Genomic DNA, 18374 nt, shown 5'->3' on the forward strand with positions numbered 1-18374 from the left:
TCATGGTCGTTTTGCGGTCAATTGATCGTCATTCATGCCGCCCTATTTTCTCCCTCTCCCCTGGAAAGGGGAGAGGGGTAGCGGAGCTTGCCAGCGTGCTGGCTAGCGCAGCTTGGGTGAGGGGTGGAGCGAGCCGAATGGCTCGCGCGCTCGCCCCGCGAGCGCACACCCCTCACCCAGCTTCGATTAAGTCTTTGCCATGCAAAGACCAAGTCTGCGCAACCCTCTCCCCTCAAAGAGGGGCGAGGGAAGAAAAGGCGTCAGGCCATCACCAGTGCGTCGATCGCCGCCTGAAGGATATGCGCGGCCGCCAGATTGTCGATGCGTTCGGCGCGCTTGGCGCGGCTCATATCCTGTTCGATCATCGTGCGTTCGACCGCGACGGTGGACCAGCGTTCGTCCCAGAGCAGGATCGGGCCCAGATCGGCGCAGTTCCGGGCAAAGGCGCGGGTCGATTGCGAGCGTGGGCTCTCGCTGCCGTCGAGGTTCAGCGGCAGGCCGATGACCAGCCCCTTGCATCCCTGCTGGGCGATCATCGCGATCAGCTGTTCCTTGTCCTTGGTGAACTTGGTCCGGCGGATCAGGGTGGCGGGGCTGGCGAAGCTCCATCCGGCGTCGCACAGCGCGGTGCCCACGGTCTTGGTGCCGACGTCTAGCCCGATCAGCCGCCCGCCGGAGGGGAGGGCGGCGCGAAATTCGCTACGGTCGGTCGTAATCAGGGTCATCGAAAGGCTTTCAAGCGGCGTTCCGCATCGGCGCGGACATTGGCCCAGAACAGGCTATAGTCATAGACGTGGTAGTTGTTGCCGGGCAGCACATAGGGGCCGACGCTCGGTCCTTCGCCGATGCTCAGGATGCCGCGCCCCTCGCACTTCGCCGGAACCTTGCCTGCGGTGATGGCGGCGGTCTTCAGATCGGCGGACGGATAGAGTGTGCCCAGATTGGCGGTGGCGGGCGCTTCGCCGCCGGACATGCCGGTCAGCGGGTTGGTGCAGAGCATCGCGGTTCCTTTCCGCGGTGCCCCGGTATAGCCGTTGGTCTGGTCGAACACGTCGAGGATCAGCGACGGATCGGCGGGTTCGCCGAAGCTCTGCCAGCTGAGGATGCACCCCGTCTGGTCGGGCTTCGTACAGGCGGGCAGGCCCATCGCGGGCAGGTCGGCGGTCGTCGAGATCGGCCAGCCGACGACATAGGCCGCGACGATCCGACGCTTGAGCGCGGGGTCCTTCGCCACGCGGTCGGTCAACAGCCGCGACAGATGCAGCGCGCCCTGGCTATGCCCCGCCAGGATCAGCGGGCGGTTGGGATCGACCTGCGTCAGGAACGCGGTGAAGGCGGCGTCGACATCCTTGTAGGCGAGGTCGAGCGCGCGCTCGGCATCCGCCATGCTGGTCAGGAACGCGCCGAAGGTCGCCTGGCGATAGCGCGGGGCCCAGATGTCGCCCGCGCCGTTGAATGCGCTCGCCTGCCCGCGCAGGAACAGCTCGGCGCGGCCATTGGTCTCGGGGTCGTCCAGCGGCGCGTTCCAGTGCGCCTTGCTGATATAGGAGGTCGGGTGGATGAAGAAGACGGCGGCGCCCTGGCCGGGCTGGCCGGGGGTATAGCCGGTCGGCACCCACATCGCCGGATTGCCCGGCAGGTCGGGTCGCGCCAGCCACATCTTGGCATCGCGATACTCCTCCGCGCGCGTCGCCGCCTGGGTCTGGAACGACTCGGAGGGCACGGTCGACCAGCGGAGCAGCTGGTTGCCGAACAGGCGGTAGGCAAAGGCCGCAGCGATCGTCAGCACGATGAGCGCCGCCACGACATAGAGGAATTTGCGCGCCAAATCATCACTCCGTTGTGCGGTGCAGCAAAATCGGACGGCCCGCAATTGCTATCCATGATGCCCCACTTGTCCCCATTGCAATCGCCGAGACGGCAAAAGCGTTGCGCGAAGCCGCGCGGCGATGCTAGCCGCAAATCCATGTCCGTAGATACCGCAACCGTGAAGAAGATCGCGAGCCTGGCCCGCATCGCGATCACCGAGGAGGACGCGACGCGCCTCGCCCCCGAGCTGGGGAATATCCTGGGCTGGATCGAGCAGCTGGGCGAGGTCGACACCCAAGGCGTCGCCCCGATGACCGCGGTCATCCCGAACCAGCTTCGCCTGCGCGACGACGTCGTCAATGACGGCGGCATCCGCGACCTCCTCATGCAGAATGCGCCGCAGGCCGAACATGGCTTCTTCACGGTGCCCAAGGTGATCGAATAATGACTGATCTCACCACACTCGGCATCGCCGCCATCCGCGACGGCGTGCGCGACGGCCAGTTCAAGGCGCGCGAAGTCGCCGAAGCGTTCAACGCAAAGGTCGCGGGTGCCGACGCGCTCAACGCCTTCCTGGTCAAGACCCCGGAACATGCGCTCGCCGCCGCCGATGCGGCCGATGCGGCGCGGGCCGCTGGCGAGACGCTGAAGCCGCTGGCAGGCGTGCCGATCGGCATGAAGGATCTGTTCGCGACCAAGGGCGTCGCGACCACCGCCGCCAGCAAGATACTCGAAGGCTTCGTGCCGCCCTATGAGTCCACCGTTTCGCAGAATCTGTGGAACGCGGGCGCGGGGATGCTCGGCAAGCTGAACCTCGACCAGTTCGCCATGGGCTCGTCCAACGAAACCAGCGCGTTCGGCAACGTCATCTCGCCCTGGCGTCGTCCGAACGACACCGCTCCGCTCGCCCCCGGCGGGTCGTCGGGCGGGTCGTCGACGGCGGTGTCGGCGGGTCTGGCTCCCGGCGCGACCGGCACCGACACCGGCGGCTCGATCCGCCAGCCCGCTGCCTTCACCGGCATTTCGGGCATCAAGCCGACCTATGGCCGCTGCTCGCGCTGGGGCACGATCGCCTTCGCCTCTTCGCTCGACCAGGCGGGGCCGATGGCGCGCGACGTTCGCGACTGCGCGATCATGCTGGAGGCGATGGCGGGCTTCGATGCCAAGGACGCGACCTCGCTGAAGCTCGACGTGCCCAACTGGGAAGCCGCGTTGTCGGCGGACCTGAAGGGCAAGAAGGTCGGCGTGCCGAAGGAATATCGGGTCGACGGCATGCCCGCCGAGATCGAGGCGCTGTGGCAGCAGGGCATCGACTGGCTGCGCGACGCGGGCGCCGAGATCGTCGAGGTTTCGCTGCCGCACACTAAGTACGCGCTGCCCGCTTATTACATCATCGCACCCGCCGAGGCGTCGTCCAACCTCGCCCGCTATGACGGCGTGCGTTATGGCCTGCGCGACCTGCCCGAAGGGGCGGGGTTGCAGGACATGTACGCCGCGACCCGCGCCGCCGGGTTCGGTGACGAGGTGAAACGCCGCATCTTGATCGGCACCTATGTGCTGTCGGCGGGCTTCTACGACGCCTATTACACCCAGGCGCAGAAGGTCCGCACGCTGATCGCCCGCGATTTCGAGCGGGCTTTCGAGCAATGCGACGTGCTGCTCACCCCGACCGCGCCGTCGGCGGCGTTCGCGCTGGGTGAGAAGCAGGCCGATCCGCTGGCCATGTACCTCAACGACGTGTTCACGGTGCCCGCCTCGCTGGCCGGGCTGCCCGCCATGTCGGTGCCGGGCGGGCTGGATAAGGACGGGCTGCCGCTCGGCCTCCAGATCATCGGCAAGGCACTGGACGAGCAGGGCGTGCTGAACGCCGGGCTCGCCCTGGAACAGCGCGCGGGCTTCACCGCCCGCCCGCAGGCCTGGTGGTAAGCGACCGCGCCTTTTCGGCCCGCAACATCGCCGTGTTGCGGGAGGCGCAGGGCGCCCTGAACGTCGCGTTCGGGGCGATCCTGAGCGCCTATGTCGGCGTGTCGCTGAGCCACATGGAAAGCCAGCCCTTCGACCATCACACGCTGGCGCGTTTCTTTCTGGGCGTGGCGGGCTTCATCTTGTGCCTGTGCGTGGGCAACAGCGTGATCCTGCGCGGTGAGATCCGGCTGGGCATCCTGTTCCTGCTGCTGGGCGCTGGCGCGGCCTATGTCGGGTTGCGCGAGGCGCGGCATCTCGGTTTCGAGACGGCCGTGCTGCGCATCCTGTCGACCTGCTGGATCGTCGCCCTGCTGGGCAGCAACGCCGTCCTGACGGCGATCAACTATCTTCATCATCGAGATCGAACATGAGCGAATATCGCATCCAGGGCGCGACGGGGGAATGGGAGGTCGTGATCGGCCTGGAAGTCCATGCCCAGGTCACCTCCAACGCCAAGCTGTTCTCGGGCGCGGCGACCGCGTTCGGCGCGGAGCCCAACACCCAGGTCTCGCTGGTCGACGCCGCGATGCCCGGCATGCTGCCCGTGCCCAACATGGAGTGCATCCGTCAGGCGGTGCGCACCGGCATGGCGATCGACGCGCATATCAATAAGTGGTCGCGCTTCGACCGAAAGAATTACTTCTACGCCGATCTGCCGCAGGGCTATCAGATCAGCCAGCTTTACCACCCGCTGGTGGGCGAGGGCGCGATCGAGATCAGCCTGGACGAAAAGAACCCTGACGGGCCGACCAAGTCGATCGGCGTCGAGCGCATCCATGTCGAGCAGGATGCGGGCAAGTTGATGCACGACCAGCATCCGACGCGCTCCTATGTCGACCTCAACCGCTCGGGCGTCGCGCTGATGGAGATCGTCAGCCGTCCCGACATGCGTTCGCCTGCTGAAGCAGGGGCTTATCTCCGCAAGCTGCGGGCCATTCTCCGCTATGTCGGGTCGTGCGACGGCAACATGGAAGAAGGCTCGATGCGCGCCGACGTGAATGTGTCGGTTCGTAAAGTGGGCGATGAGTTCGGCACGCGCACCGAGACGAAGAACGTCAATTCGGTTCGCTTCGTGATGGCCGCGATCGAATATGAGGCCAAGCGCCAGGTTGCGGTGCTGGAGGATGGCGGCAAGATCGTCCAGGAAACGCGCCTGTTCAACGTCGAGAGCGGCACCACCCGCTCGATGCGGTCGAAGGAAGATGCGCATGATTACCGCTACTTCCCCGATCCCGACCTGCTGCCGCTGGAACTGACCGACGCGTTCCTCGACGAATGCCGCGCCAGCCTGCCCGAACTGCCCGACGCCAAGCGCCGCCGTTACGAGGCGCTGGGCCTGACCGCCTATAATGCGGGCGTGCTGACCGCCGAGGTCGAGACGGCGCGCTGGTTCGACACGCTGCTGGGCGCGCTGGAAGGCTCGCAGGCCAAGCCCGCCCAGGCGGCGAACTGGGTCGCGGCCGAACTGTTCGGCGCGCTCAACCGGCTGGGCAAGGACATCACCGAAAGCCCGGTGTCGCCGACCCAGGCCGCCGAGCTGCTGGCGCTGGTCGCGGACGGCACGCTGTCGGGCAGCCTGTCCAAGCAGGTGTTCGAGATCATGCTGGAGACGGGCGATGGTCCGTCGAAGATCGTCGAGGAGCGCGGCCTCAAGCAGACCAGCGATACCGGAGCGATCGAGGCGGTGATCGCCGAGGTTCTGGAGAAGAACCCGAACCAGCTGGGTCAGTACCGCGCGGGCAAGGAAGCGCTGTTCGGTTTCTTCGTCGGTCAGACGATGAAGGCGATGGGCGGCAAGGCCAACCCTGCGGTGGTGAATGATCTGCTGAAGAAGGCGCTGGCGGGATGATTTGACACTCCCCCTCCCGCAGGCGGGAAGGGGCTAGGGGGAGGGTAGGGAGCCTCGCAGAGGGCATCGCCCGTGGCTTTCCCTCCCCCATCCCCTCCCGCTTGCGGGAGGGGCGTGCTTCGGGCGAGCGATACGCGCGGTCGTGAGTGTCGTATCTAACGAGCGGCCTGCGATAATCGTCGCGCTTCGCCATAACTCTTCCCCCTCCCGCAGGCGGGAGGGGGTTGGGGGGAGGGTAGGGAGCCTCGCAGAGGGCATCGCCCGTGGCTTTTCCTCCCCCATCCCCTCCCGCTTGCGGGAGGGGCGTGCTTCGGGCGAGCGATACGCGCGGTCGTGAGTGTCGTATCTAACGAGCGGCCTGCGATCATCTTGGCGCTTCGCCATAACTCTTCCCCCTCCCACAAGCGGGAGGGGGCTGGGGGGAGGGTAGGGAGCCTCGCTGAGGGCGTCGCCCGTGGCTTTCCCTCCCCCATCCCCTCCCGCTTGCGGGAGGGGCGTGCTCCGGGCGAGCGATACGCGCAGTCGTGAGCGTCGTGTCTAACGAGCGGCCAGCGATCATCTTGGCGCTCCGCCACAACCCTCTCCCCTCCCGCAAGCGGGAGGGGTTGGGGGAGGGCAACGGTGTCTCACCGAGCCCACCCCCTCAATTATTGCGCATCCAGATCCTGATTGCGCACCACGCCGCCGGTCCCACCGACGCCGTCATGCTCGCCGGTATCGGTGAACGTCACCGGCTCCTCACCGCCCTCACCACGCGCCACCGCATCCGAGCGCGCCTCGACGGCCTGTTCGATGTCGCTCCGCGGGTCCTCACGCGGCGGGCTGTCCGGATTGTTTTCGGGCGCCTCGCCGGGTGGGCTGTCGGGATGGTTTTCGGGATTGGTCGCCATCGTCGGCTCCTTTCAAATCTGGGGCGGCTGGGCCGTGCCGGGATCGCCCGGACCCACACCGGGGGCGGGCTGGTCGATGTCGGGGCCGGGCGGCACGATTTCGGGCGGCGGCGTGTCGGGCTGGGCCGGTTGGGTCGGCTGCGGGCTTTCGGGCGGGGGCTGGGTTGCCATTCTCGCTCTCCGTAAATGGGGCCGTTTTTTCCGGCTGGGGAGGGCATAAACGCATGTCGCACGCCGATGTTGCCTGTTGTCCCTTGCCGAAGCCGCCCATGGTGATATAGACGCGCGCCCATCGGCGGTGTCCTCGTGCGGGCGTGGCGGAACTGGTAGACGCGCTGGATTTAGGTTCCAGTATCGTAAGATGTGGGGGTTCGAGTCCCTTCGCCCGCACCAGTCCCCGGTCAAAACGGGGCGACAGCCACACGGAATTTCTCCAGATTGAAGGCCTTTAGATGCAGACTGTCGAGACGCTGAACGAGGGGCTGAAGCGCGCCTACACGCTCACCATCACTGCCAAGGATATCGAGGGTAAGGTCGATGCCGAGCTGAAGCGCATCGCTCCGCAGATGAAGATGCCCGGCTTCCGCCCCGGCAAGGTCCCCGCGAACCTGGTTCGGAAGATGCACGGCCCAGCGCTCCTTCAGGACGCGCTGAACACCGCGCTGCAGGAAGGCGTGCAGTCGCTGATCGCCGAGAAGAACCTGCGCCCCGCGATGCAGCCGCAGGTGGAGCTGGTCGGTGAGTATGAGCAGGGCAAGGATGCCACGCTGAACGTCACGCTCGAAGTGCTGCCGACCGTCCCGACGCCCGCGATCGACGCGCTGAAGCTCGACCGCCTGACCGTGCCGGTGGCCGACGAAGTGATCGACGAGCAGCTACAGAAGTTCGCCGACCAGCAGAAGCGCTGGGACGATGCCGGCGACAAGGCCGCCGAGCAGGGCGATCAGGTCACCGTCGACTTCGTCGGCAAGACCGCTGACGGCGTCGCCTTCGAGGGTGGTTCGGGCGAGGACATGGCCGTCGAGATCGGCGGCGGTCGCCTGATCCCCGGTTTCGAGGACCAGCTGGTCGGCGTGAAGGCCGGAGACGAGAAGCAGATCTCGGTCACCTTCCCCGAGGACTATCCCGCCAAGGATCTGGCCGGTCAGCCCGCGACCTTCGACCTGACCATCAAGTCGGTGAAGACCGCCGGTGAAGCCAAGGTCGACGACGAGATGGCGAAGAATCTGGGCCTCGAGAGCCTGGAGCAGCTGCGTGGCCTGCTGAAGGGGCAGATCGAGCAGGAGCATAACGGCCTGACCCGCACCTATATGAAGCGCAAGCTGCTCGACCAGCTGGCCGATGGTCACGACTTCGAAGTGCCGCCGTCGATGGTTGAGGCCGAGTTCTCGCAGATCTGGGCGCAGCTCGAGCATGAAGCGACCCACGAGGAAGATCCCGAGGCCGCCAAGGCCGAGATGGAGAAGGAGCGCGACGATTATAAGAAGATCGCCGAGCGCCGCGTCCGTCTGGGCCTGCTCCTCTCGGAGATCGGCCAGGCCAACGGCGTCGAAGTGACCGCGCAGGAAATGAACCGCCTGATCGCGCAGGCCGCCCAGCAGTACGGCCCGGAAGATCGCCAGCGCTTCATCCAGTATGTCCAGCAGGAGCCGATGGCCGCCGCCCAGCTGCGCGCCCCGCTCTATGAGGACAAGGTCGTCGACTTCCTGTTCGGCAAGGCCGAAATCACTGACCGCGAAACCACCCGCGAGGAGCTGGAAGCCGCGATCGAGAGCGAAGACGGTTTCGCGACCGGCACGCACGTCCACAATCATGACCACGACCACGATCATGACCACGGCAAGAAGAAGCCCGCCAAGGCGAAGGCCAAGAAGGCCGATGCCGACGTGACCGAGGACGCGGCCGCCGACGACGCCGAGGGCGAGAAGAAGCCGGCCCGCGCCAAGAAGGCTGCACCCGCCGAGGGCGACGCCGAAGCGACCGAGGAAGCCCCCGCGAAGAAGCCGCGCGCCAAGAAGGCCGCTGCTCCGGCCGAGGGCGAGGCGGAAGCCGCCGAAGCACCCGCAAAGAAGCCGCGCGCCAAGAAGGCCGCGCCGACCGAGTAAGGTCGGCCGGGGCGGGCTTCGGCCCGTCAGCGGATAAAAAGGGCGGCCGCGCGAGCGGTCGCCCTTTTTGCGTCCAGGCCCGCCGCGCTTTTAGGCTGGATCGACGTTCAGCCATGTCCTCTTCCCTCGCCCCTCTTCGAGGGGAGAGGGTTGCGCAGACTTGGCCTTTGCGAAAGCGAGGGCTTAGTTGGAGCTGGGTGAGGGGTGTGGTGCTTGCCTGTGCGATCGCGCGAGCCTTCGGCTCGCTCAACCCCTCACCCAAGCTGCGCTAGCCAGCCAAGCTGGCAAGCTTCGCTAACCCTCTCCCCTGTCCAGGGGAGAGGGAAGAAGGGGGGGGGCTAAATGTCGATTGGTTCTGGAATCCGGCGTCGAGCAGCGGTGATGACGAAACAGGCGGCGAGCAGCGGGAGCAGCCACAGCACCCGGCTCTGGTAACGATCGTCAGGGCCGGAAAGATCGCCGGTGATCGCCGCATTGAGCAGAAGCGTCGCAACGACCAACCCCGTCAGGCCGATCAGTGACCATTGCCGCCGTCGCATAGCCCATAGCAGCATCAGCGGCAGTAGCAGGACGATCGCCACGGCCACCGCGACATCCGGCGCGAATTTCAGGGGATCGAGCGCCCCGCGCTGTTGTCGCGAATGGGAAAAGGCCTGGAAATCGCCGGGAAGCCGCGCTTGCAGGATGCGGGAAATCTGCATGGCGGCCGAGTAAGGCGGCAGGACACCCTTGCGCACCGTTATCAGCTGCTCGGCGAAACCCCGCCACGCCAACCGCGCAACGCCGCCGGGATCGTCGTGCAGCACCGTGCGGATGATGCGCCGCTGCTCGGCGATGACGCCCGCCCGGTCACGGGTCAGCATCGCACCGATCGGCGAACGCTTGTCCCAGAGATAGGCCTGGCCCGGCTTGGCGATGGCGGGATCGTCGACCAGCGGTTGAACCGCGCAATGCGCCAGCGCCTCCTCGCGACACAGCCGCGCCAGCGTCGGCTGTGCCACATGCCCGTCGAACAGCCGGGCGAGCAGGAAGGTGTCGGACGACAGGGCGGGCCTGAATTCATAGCCCGCCACCCGGTTGAGGCTGCTCAGGCCCAATAGCGCCAGGAGGATGGCCAGGGCAGCAGGCAGCGACCGAAGGAACGTCTCGCGCCACCCCATGCCAGCCAGCAGCATGACGACCGCGGCGAGCCCCAGAAGCCCTGCCGTCAGCAACACATGGCTGAGATGCACGGCGATCAGCAATGTCAGCAACGCGCCCAGTCCGGCGCGTTGCCACAGCGGCGCATCGGCGGGACGAGTGAGCAGCGCGAAGAGCACCAGCGGTATGAAGCCGGTGGCGAGGTCGGGCATGATCTGCCCGACGAACCAGGGCAGGCTGCTCGCTGACGCCAGAAAGCTGCAGGTCGCGATCACCTCCACCGGGCGCGGGCGTTCCCGACCGATGGACAGTGTCATGGCGATCATCATCGCGCTGCCGATCGCCTGGACGGCGACGATCCCCCACAGGCCCGCCAGCCGCAGGGGTAATCCGATCGCCAGGCCGTAGATCGGCGGTCGGTCGGTCGGGTAATATAGTTCGAGCGGAATCCGCACATAGGTACCCGAATCGGCAAAGACCAACGGGAAACCGTTGGCGATCGCCACCCAGGATAACAGCACCGCACCGATCAGCACCGCGCCGATAAACAGCCATGATGGTCGGGGGATCGATCGATGCGGCTTTGACTCGTCCATGGCGCAGCTTAGGGATATGGCCGATCCGGGGGCAAGCACGGGCGCCGTCTCGCTTTAGGTCGTGATCCGCCATAAAGGGCGTCGCTTCGGCTGACCGTACAGCCCACGAGGGAAGAATGATGGACTACCAGGGGGCCGCGCCAAGCATTGCGGTGCTGTTGCCATGCTATAACGAGGAAGCGGCGATCGCCCAGACGATCGCGGGCTTCCGCGAGGCGCTGCCGACCGCGACCATCTATGTCTACGACAATAACAGCAAGGACCGCACGGTCGAGGTTGCGCGCGCGGCGGGGGCTGTCGTGCGGTCGGAGCGGATCCAGGGCAAGGGCGCGGTGGTCCGTCGCATGTTCGCCGATATCGACGCCGACATCTATGTCATGGCGGATGGCGACGCGACCTATGACGCTGCCTCCGCACCCGATCTGGTCGCGCGCATGGTCGACGAGCAACTCGACATGGTGGTCGGCCAGCGGGTGAGCGAGGCCGAACTCGCCTATCGTCGCGGGCATCGCTTCGGCAATGCCATGCTGACGGGCATGCTCGCCAAGCTGTTCGGGCGGAGCTTTACCGACATTCTGTCGGGCTACCGCGTCTTTTCCCGCCGCTTCGTGAAGAGTTTTCCGGTCCTGTCGGTCGGCTTCGAGATCGAGACCGAGATTAGTGTCCATGCGCTGGAGCTGAAGATGCCCTGCGCCGAGATTGCCACGCCCTATTATGCGCGGCCGGAAGGATCGGCGTCGAAGCTGTCCACCTATTCGGACGGCTGGCGTATCCTGCGCACCATCCTGAAGCTGTACCGGATCGAGCGGCCGATGTGGTTCTTCGGCGCGGTCGCGGCGCTGTTCGCGGCGCTTGCCATCCTGCTCGCCGTGCCGATCGTCCTGACCTACCTCCAGACGCATCAGGTGCCGCGCTTCCCGACCGCGATCCTGTCCACGGGTTTGATGCTGCTCGCCGCGCTGAACGTCTTTACCGGGCTGATCCTCGATACCGTGGTGCGCGGGCGGCAGGAGGTGCGACGGCTGGCCTATCTGGCGCTGCCCGCGCCGGGCAACCCGCGCTAATCGGATTTTCACCCCTGAAAGCTATAAACGCTGCACGGCAGCATCGCGGGATGCCGCCGGGGCTTGAATATGCGCGGCCACCACGCGACATAGGGGCTCTTCTGGGCATAAGAGAGATTTCCATGCACAATCCGTTCGAGACCGGCGATTTCGCGAGCCCGCTGGCCCATGCTGGCGTCGGGCTGCGGCAGACGCAGGCCGGGCTGGTTCCGATCGTCATCGAACAGTCGAACCGCGGCGAACGGTCGTTCGATATCTTCAGCCGCCTGCTTCGCGAGCGCATCATCTTCGTCACCGGCGGTGTCGAGGACGGCATGGCCTCGCTGATCTGCGCGCAGCTGCTGTTCCTTGAGTCGGAAAATCCGAAGAAGGACATCTATATGTACATCAACTCGCCGGGCGGTGTCGTCACGGCGGGCATGGCGATCCATGACACGATGCAGTATATCCGTCCGCGCGTCGGCACGCTGTGCATCGGCCAGGCCGCCTCGATGGGCAGCTTCCTGCTGTCGGCCGGTGAGCCGGGCATGCGCGTCGCGACCACGAACAGCCGCATCATGATCCACCAGCCCTCGGGCGGGGCGCAGGGCATGGCGGCCGACATCGAGATCCAGGCGCGCGAAATCCTGCGCATGCGGCACTTCCTGAACACGCTGTACGCCAAGTACACGGGCAAGCCGCTGGAAGAGATCGAGCGTGCGATGGACCGCGACAAGTTCATGAGCGCCGAGGAAGCCAAGGAGTTCGGCCTGATCGACCAGGTGTTCGACAAGCGTCCGACCCCGGCCGACGACGCGTCGACCGCGGCGTAAGGCGGATCGTTCACGATGAACGGTTTATTTCGATTGTGACTTTATCGGGGTGCGGTACGATGCGCACCCCGGCAACGGTAGCGCACCGCTTCATGGGTGCGAGAGGTGATTGATGGACAAGGTGAGCGGTGGCAACTCGAAAAGCACCCTCTATTGCTCGTTCTGCGGCAAGTCGCAGCACGAGGTGCGCAAGCTGATCGCGGGGCCGACCGTCTTCATTTGCGACGAGTGCGTGGAGCTGTGCAACGACATCATCCGCGAGGAGACCAAGTCCGCGCTGGTCTCCAAGAAGGATGGTGGCGTCCCGACGCCGCAGGAAATCTGCAACGTGCTCGACGATTACGTCATCGGGCAGAAGCAGGCCAAGCGTGTCCTGTCGGTCGCGGTGCACAACCACTATAAGCGTCTGAACCACGGCGCGAAGGGTGCCGACGTCGAGCTGGCCAAGTCGAACATCCTGCTGGTCGGCCCGACGGGTTGCGGCAAGACGTTGCTGGCGCAGACGCTGGCACGCATCCTCGATGTGCCGTTCACCATGGCGGACGCGACGACGCTGACCGAAGCGGGCTATGTCGGCGAGGACGTCGAGAACATCATCCTCAAGCTGCTCCAGGCATCGGATTACAATGTCGAGCGGGCGCAGCGCGGCATCGTCTATATCGACGAGATCGACAAGATCAGCCGCAAGGCCGAGAACCCCTCGATCACCCGCGACGTGTCGGGCGAGGGCGTTCAGCAGGCGCTGCTCAAGCTGATGGAAGGCACGACCGCCAGCGTTCCGCCCCAGGGTGGCCGCAAGCATCCGCAGCAGGAATTCCTGCAGGTCGATACGACGAACATCCTTTTCATTTGCGGCGGCGCGTTCGCAGGGCTCGAGAAGATCATCGGCGACCGTCTGCAGGGCAAGTCGATCGGTTTCGGCGCCTATGTCGCGGCGCCGGAAGAAAAGCGAACTGGCGAATATCTGCGCCAGACCGAGCCGGAGGATCTCCTCAAGTTCGGTCTGATCCCCGAATTCGTCGGCCGTCTGCCGGTCATCGCGACGTTGGAAGACCTTGACATCGCAGCGCTGGTCAAGATCCTGTCCGAGCCGAAGAACGCGCTGGTCAAGCAGTATCAGAAGCTGTTCGAGATGGAGAATGTCGAACTCGACTTCACCGACGACGCGCTGACCACGGTCGCCAAGAAGGCGATCGAGCGCAAGACCGGCGCGCGTGGGCTTCGTTCGATCCTGGAGGGCATCCTGCTCGACACCATGTTCGACCTGCCCGGCATGGACGGCGTCGACGAGGTGATGGTCGACAAGGACGTGGTCGAGGGCCGCAAGGAACCGATCCGCGTCTATGCCGAAAAGGCCAAGAAGACGGACGGCGCGGCGGCCTGATCGGCCCGCTGGCGGTTCGAAGTTGATGACGGGCGCTTCCTTCGGGGAGCGCCCGTTTTTTATGGGATGTGGGTGATGGTGACGATCCGTGAGGCGCGAGCCGGCGACCGGGCGGCGGTGGCGAAGATGCTGGGCCGCGCCTTCGCCGATGATCCGGCCATGTCCTATATCTTCCCCGACGCGGCGCAGCGGGCGAAGCGCCTGCCCAGGCTGTTCGCGCTGCTCTTCGACAGCGATGCGGTGGGGATGCGGCTGGTGGCCCAGGACGCGGATGCGGGCACGTTCTGGCGGCCGCCGGGACGGGCGCATGTCCCCATGACGGCGATGCTGGCCCAGGCGATCCCGCTGCTGACGACTTTGGGCACTGCGCTGCCCCGTGCGCTTCGCCTGTCGCATGCGATCGAGGCGCATTTCCCGGCCGAGCCCTTCTGGTATCTTCACATCGCCGGGGTCGATTCGGCGCGACAGGGGCAGGGGCTGGGCGGCGCCTCGATCCGGGCGGGGCTGGCCCGCTGCGATGCGGACGGTGTGCCCGCCTATCTGGAGACGGCGACCGAGAGCAATGTCGGGCTCTATGCGAGGCTGGGGTTCGAGTTGACCGGGGAATGGTCGGTGCCGAAGGGCGGTCCGCGCTTCTGGTCGATGATCCGGCCGGTTGGCGGGCGTTGAACTTCCTCCCCTTGCAGGGGAGGAATGAAATGGCGGCAAGAACCCCTCTGCTTTGCCACGCGTTGCCGCTCCGAACAGGAGAGCCGCCCATGAAGCCCTATATGATCTGCCACATGATTTGCAGCCTGGACGGCCGCATCCTGCAAAGCCGGTGGCGGCCGGATAGCTACAAGCCCGGCGATCTGTTCGAGGATCTGCACGACCGGATCGGCGGCGATGCGTGGATCGTCGGGCGCGTGACGGGACAGGAGTTCGCAAAAGGGGACGGTTATCCCGATACCGACCAGACCTTCCCGCGAGAGCACTGGTTCGCCCGCCGCGAGGCCGAGGCGTTCGGTGTGGTGCTGGACGAACAGGGCAAGATCGTCTGGGGGCGGGGCGATATCGGCGGCGATCCGATCGTCGTCGTCCTGACCGAGGCGGTGTCGGATGCGCATCTCGCCGGGCTGCGTCGGGACGGGGTATCCTATATCTTCGCCGGGGCGGAGACGATCGATCTGCACGCTGTCCCCGAAATCCTGAACCGGGAGCTGGGGGTGAAGACGTTGCTGGTCGAAGGTGGTGGGACGGCGAATGGCGAATTCCTGCGCGCCGGGTTGATCGATGAGATCAGCATGGCGCTCTGTCCCGCGATCGATGGCGCGGCGGGGGCGCCCAGCCTGTTTCATTCGGGCGAGGAGGACGCGGATACGCCTGCGCCGCTGACCGGACTGACATTGACCCATCATGAGCTATTGCCGGGCGGCGAGCTCTGGTTGCGCTACAAGGTCGACAACCAGCCGATCACCTGAAGACCTCACCCTTCCGGCGCTTCGCGCCTCCCTCCCTCTCCCAACGGGGGAGGGAAGGAGTCCACCCGCGGAAGGGTGAGGGCCGTTATTGCTTTATCGCAACGAATTCAGTCGCGGGCGGGACCCAAGTGCGTCATTGGCGCATTGGCATGACAGGGGTGTCATCATCCCATGTCGTGAAAAGGAGGCCCGACCAGCCATGAGCGAACCCGACGCCATCGTCACCGCCGGACAGAAGCGCGCGCTACTCCAGCGCCTGCTGATGCCCTGGTGGACCCTGGCGTTCCCGATCCTAGGCCTGCTCGCCATCTTGATATCGCTCTATAAGATGGGGACGGTCGGCGTCGTGGCGGCGGCGATCATCCTGATCGGCTGCGTCCTGTCGGCGGTGCATCAGGCTGAGGTCGTCGCGCACCGGGTCGGCGAGCCGTTCGGCACGCTCGTCCTGGCGGTCGCGGTGACGGTGATCGAGGTGTCCCTGATCGTCAGCCTGATGCTGTCGGATGCGGGGGATGCCTCCAGCCTGGCGCGCGACACCGTATTCGCGGCGATCATGATTATCCTGAACGGGATCGTCGGGCTCTGCCTGCTGGCGGGCGGGGTGCAGCATGGCGAGCAGCGCTTTTCGCTGCGCGGCGCGAGCGCAGCGCTGAACGTACTGACCGCGATGGTCGTGTTGTCGCTGGTCCTGCCCAATTACGTCTCGTCCGCACCGGGGCCCACCTATGCGACCTCGCAGCTGGTGTTCGTCGCGATCGTCAGCGTCATTCTCTACGGCACCTTCGTCATGGTGCAGACGGTGCGCCACCGCGAATATTTCCTGCCCGCCGATGACGACCTGCCCGGCGATGCCCATGCCGAGCCGCCGGGCAATGCGGCGGCCTGGGCCGCCCTGGGAATGCTGCTGGTCGCGCTGGTCGGGGTCGTGCTGCTGGCCAAGGGCTTGTCGGGGATCGTCGAGGCGGCGATCCTGGGCGCGGGCCTGCCGCTGGCGATCGTCGGCGTGGTCATCGCCGCGCTGGTCCTCGCGCCGGAAAGCCTGGCGGCCTACCGCGCGGCCAAGCGCAACCGGCTTCAGACCAGCCTGAACCTCGCGCTCGGCTCGGCACTGGCGACGATCGGGCTGACCATTCCGGCGGTGGCGATCGTGTCGCTGATGCTGGGCCTGCCGCTGGCGCTGGGGATCGGGGCCAAGCAGATGATCCTGTTGGTCCTGTCGCTGTTCACCATCACGCTGACGCTGGGCAATGGCCGCACCACCGTGCTGGGTGGCGCGGTGCATCTGGTGATCTTTGCGGCGTATCTGTTCGTGACGGTGGTGCCCTGAACCCCGGCCCTTTTGATTCAGAGGGGTGCCCTTGGCCTTCGACTTCGCTCAGGCTGAACGGAGATAGGGCAAACCTCCGTTCGCGCTGAGCGAAGTCGAAGCGCACGGGTTGGATCGGCCTCAGTTCGGCTTTTTCCTCGCCGCCTGCTCCGCCTTCCACGCACGGAACTGTTCGATCGCGACCGAGCGCTTCAGGATCTTCGCCCATGGATCGACCACGATATGCGCGTCCGCCGGCACGGTCAGCGTGCCCGAACCGTTCGTCATCGGCAGCGTCTCGACCCTGTCGCCGACCTGCACCTCGACCGGCAGAGGGAAGGGCCCGCCGCCCGGCACCTTCCACGTGAGCGTCAGTGTGTCGCCGACCCGCGTTTCGACGATCTCGGGCAGCGCCGCCTGGCGGAGATAGACGTCGAAGAACCAGCTATAATCCTTGCCGGTCACCTGTTTGACGAAGCCCTCATATTCCTTGGTCGAGCCATAGCGGGGCGCGAAATTGCCGGGCTTGGGATCGGTGCGGCCATAGACGGCCAGCCGCGTCACGTCCCAGAACGCCTTGTCCCCGATCAGGTTGTGGAGCGTGTGCAGCATCCACGACCCCTTCATATAGATGTCGAGGCCCGGCCCGCCCTTGGCCGGTTCGTAGACCTCCTGTTCGGTCATGCTGCGGTCGTGGACGATGGGCGACGTGTTCGCGATCTGCCCGCGCTGCGCGTCCATCATCACCGCATAGCGCGCCTCGCCCTCGCGCCAGCGACCATAGGAGGGCTGCATATAGCTGCCATAGCCTTCGTGCAGCCAGAAATCGTCCCAGTCGACATTGGTCAGCTGGTTGCCGAACCATTCATGGCTGAACTCGTGCTGGAACAGCCAGTCGAACCCTTCCGGCGCCTTGGCATATTCATTGCCATACGCATTGATCGTCTGGTGCTCCATGCCCTTGTGCGGCGTCTCGACCACACCCAGCTTTTCGTCGCCGAAGGGGAATGGGCCGACCGTCGATTCGAAGAAATCGAGCGTCGGCGCGAACTCGGCGAACAGCCCTTCGGCCTTTTTCTTCTCGCCGGGCAGATACCAGTAGAACATCGGGATCGTGTTGCCGAAACGGCTCTTATATTTGCCCTCGATCACCTCATAGGGGCCGACGTTCAGCGCGATCGCGTAGGTGTTGGGGTGCTTGGTCCGCCAGTTCCAGCGCGTCCGCCCATCGGGCAGCGTATCGACGCCCAGCAGGACGCCGTTGGACGGTGCCTTCAAGCCCTGGGGTACCGTGATGTGCAATGTCACCACGCCCGGCTCGCCCATCGGATAGTCGAGGCAGGGCCAGAACAGGTCGCAGCCATAGCCCTGCGACGTCGTCGCGAACCAGGGCCGCCCGTCCGGCGTCTTGGCCCAGACGACGCCGGTATCCCAGGGCGCGCGCACCGCGACATGCGGGGTGCCGCCATAGGTGATCTTGGCGCTGACCTTCTGTCCGGTTTGGAGCGGGCGGGGCAGGGTGATGACCAACTGCCCTTGCGGGTTGGACCAGGCCCCCGCTTTCAGCGGCTTACCGTCGATCGCGATCGCCTTGACCGGCAGATTCTTGTCGAGATCGATCACCAGCCGCGCCAGCGGGGCCTTTGCGGTAAAGTCCAGTACCGCGACGCCATTCAATTCCTCGGTGTCGGGCAGCACCTCGAACGACAGGTCGGCCCGGTCGAAGCGGACGGCAAGCTGTTCGGGCGGGCGGACACCGCCCGAGATCATGGTCTGTGCGGTCAGCGGCGGCTCACCCTTGCCCGGCAAGGCCTTGGGCGCCTGGGCGCCGGACGGGACAGCGCAGAGAAGCGAGGGGGCGAGCAGCGCGAGGGCGACATTCCGTATACGATCCATGCGCTATGGTGTTGCGCAGCCGATGCGACTTGGCAAGCCGTCGCGATGCGTCTTGTCGCACCGGGAATTGATGGATCGGCAACCCTCCCCATATATAG

At 65.8% G+C, this 18374-nt stretch carries 17 protein-coding genes and 1 tRNA gene; 12 read left to right on the plus strand and 6 right to left on the minus strand.

Translation table 11 applies throughout. The annotated features are described in order from the left end of the window. Positions 1-260 precede the first annotated feature (260 nt). Both ruvX and AC1GI4_RS16080 read right to left on the minus strand, forming a co-directional pair. Positions 261-725 (minus strand): Holliday junction resolvase RuvX, encoded by a 465-nt coding sequence (ruvX, locus tag AC1GI4_RS16075; RefSeq protein ID WP_433910126.1) that lies wholly within the window; start codon positions 723-725, stop codon positions 261-263. Beyond that, positions 722-1828: a DUF3089 domain-containing protein gene (locus tag AC1GI4_RS16080; protein WP_479630170.1), complete on the minus strand. Its 1107-nt coding sequence runs from the start codon at positions 1826-1828 to the stop codon at positions 722-724. Before AC1GI4_RS16080 ends, ruvX begins: the two co-directional genes overlap by 4 nt. 138 nt (positions 1829-1966) lie before the next feature. On the opposite strand from AC1GI4_RS16080, the gene gatC reads away from it, so the two are divergent. From gatC to gatB, 4 genes are read left to right on the plus strand one after another with little or no spacing between them, the layout of a single operon-like run. Next, positions 1967-2254 (plus strand): Asp-tRNA(Asn)/Glu-tRNA(Gln) amidotransferase subunit GatC, encoded by a 288-nt coding sequence (gene gatC / locus AC1GI4_RS16085; RefSeq protein WP_294272397.1) that lies wholly within the window; start codon positions 1967-1969, stop codon positions 2252-2254. After that, positions 2254-3735, plus strand: coding sequence for an Asp-tRNA(Asn)/Glu-tRNA(Gln) amidotransferase subunit GatA (gene gatA, locus AC1GI4_RS16090; RefSeq protein ID WP_294272400.1), 1482 nt, complete (start codon positions 2254-2256; stop codon positions 3733-3735). The genes gatC and gatA overlap by 1 nt, the downstream gene beginning before the upstream one ends. Next, positions 3729-4145, plus strand: coding sequence for a hypothetical protein (locus AC1GI4_RS16095; RefSeq protein ID WP_433910130.1), 417 nt, complete (start codon positions 3729-3731; stop codon positions 4143-4145). Before gatA ends, AC1GI4_RS16095 begins: the two co-directional genes overlap by 7 nt. Continuing rightward, entirely contained in the window at positions 4142-5623 is a 1482-nt protein-coding gene (gene gatB, locus AC1GI4_RS16100) for an Asp-tRNA(Asn)/Glu-tRNA(Gln) amidotransferase subunit GatB (protein WP_479630171.1), read from the plus strand. Before AC1GI4_RS16095 ends, gatB begins: the two co-directional genes overlap by 4 nt. A 647-nt stretch (positions 5624-6270) precedes the next feature. Here the strand turns inward: gatB and AC1GI4_RS16105 are convergent. Together AC1GI4_RS16105 and AC1GI4_RS16110 are read right to left on the minus strand one after the other, a co-directional pair. Beyond that, complete coding sequence (locus AC1GI4_RS16105) at positions 6271-6513, minus strand: hypothetical protein (protein WP_479630172.1); 243 nt, start codon at positions 6511-6513, stop codon at positions 6271-6273. Between the two features lie 12 nt (positions 6514-6525). Next, complete coding sequence (locus AC1GI4_RS16110) at positions 6526-6684, minus strand: hypothetical protein (protein ID WP_167334720.1); 159 nt, start codon at positions 6682-6684, stop codon at positions 6526-6528. 137 nt (positions 6685-6821) lie between these two features. Between AC1GI4_RS16110 and AC1GI4_RS16115 the strand changes: the two genes are divergently transcribed. Together AC1GI4_RS16115 and tig are read left to right on the plus strand one after the other, a co-directional pair. Then, positions 6822-6906: transfer RNA gene (locus AC1GI4_RS16115), tRNA-Leu, on the plus strand. Between the two features lie 59 nt (positions 6907-6965). Next, on the plus strand, positions 6966-8618 hold the full coding sequence (tig, locus tag AC1GI4_RS16120; protein WP_479630173.1) for a trigger factor: 1653 nt from the start codon (positions 6966-6968) through the stop codon (positions 8616-8618). A 338-nt stretch (positions 8619-8956) separates the two neighbouring features. Here the strand turns inward: tig and AC1GI4_RS16125 are convergent, their stop codons facing one another. Then, positions 8957-10354, minus strand: coding sequence for a hypothetical protein (locus tag AC1GI4_RS16125; protein WP_479630174.1), 1398 nt, complete (start codon positions 10352-10354; stop codon positions 8957-8959). 116 nt (positions 10355-10470) lie between these two features. On the opposite strand from AC1GI4_RS16125, the gene AC1GI4_RS16130 reads away from it, so the two are divergent. The 6 genes from AC1GI4_RS16130 (at position 10471) to AC1GI4_RS16155 (ending at position 16401) form a co-directional block, all read left to right on the plus strand. Beyond that, positions 10471-11418 carry a glycosyltransferase family 2 protein gene (locus AC1GI4_RS16130; protein WP_479630175.1) on the plus strand — a complete coding sequence of 316 codons (948 nt, stop codon included), beginning with the start codon at positions 10471-10473 and terminating at the stop codon, positions 11416-11418. Between the two features lie 122 nt (positions 11419-11540). After that, positions 11541-12230: an ATP-dependent Clp endopeptidase proteolytic subunit ClpP gene (gene clpP / locus AC1GI4_RS16135; RefSeq protein ID WP_056434117.1), complete on the plus strand. Its 690-nt coding sequence runs from the start codon at positions 11541-11543 to the stop codon at positions 12228-12230. A 112-nt stretch (positions 12231-12342) separates the two neighbouring features. Beyond that, complete coding sequence (gene clpX, locus AC1GI4_RS16140; RefSeq protein WP_042489865.1) at positions 12343-13614, plus strand: ATP-dependent Clp protease ATP-binding subunit ClpX; 1272 nt, start codon at positions 12343-12345, stop codon at positions 13612-13614. A gap of 75 nt (positions 13615-13689) precedes the next feature. After that, entirely contained in the window at positions 13690-14283 is a 594-nt protein-coding gene (locus AC1GI4_RS16145; protein WP_479630176.1) for a GNAT family N-acetyltransferase, read from the plus strand. Between the two features lie 89 nt (positions 14284-14372). Next, entirely contained in the window at positions 14373-15074 is a 702-nt protein-coding gene (locus AC1GI4_RS16150) for a RibD family protein (protein WP_433910136.1), read from the plus strand. Between the two features lie 199 nt (positions 15075-15273). Continuing rightward, positions 15274-16401 (plus strand): calcium:cation antiporter, encoded by a 1128-nt coding sequence (locus AC1GI4_RS16155; RefSeq protein WP_294272425.1) that lies wholly within the window; start codon positions 15274-15276, stop codon positions 16399-16401. Between the two features lie 120 nt (positions 16402-16521). On the opposite strand, the gene AC1GI4_RS16160 is transcribed toward AC1GI4_RS16155, so the two are convergent. Then, the gene (locus tag AC1GI4_RS16160; RefSeq protein ID WP_479630177.1) at positions 16522-18276 is read right to left on the minus strand and encodes a M1 family metallopeptidase; all 1755 of its coding nucleotides are present in this window, start codon (positions 18274-18276) and stop codon (positions 16522-16524) included. Positions 18277-18374 lie beyond the last annotated feature (98 nt).

The organism is Sphingomonas sp. 77B (genome assembly GCF_056497825.1).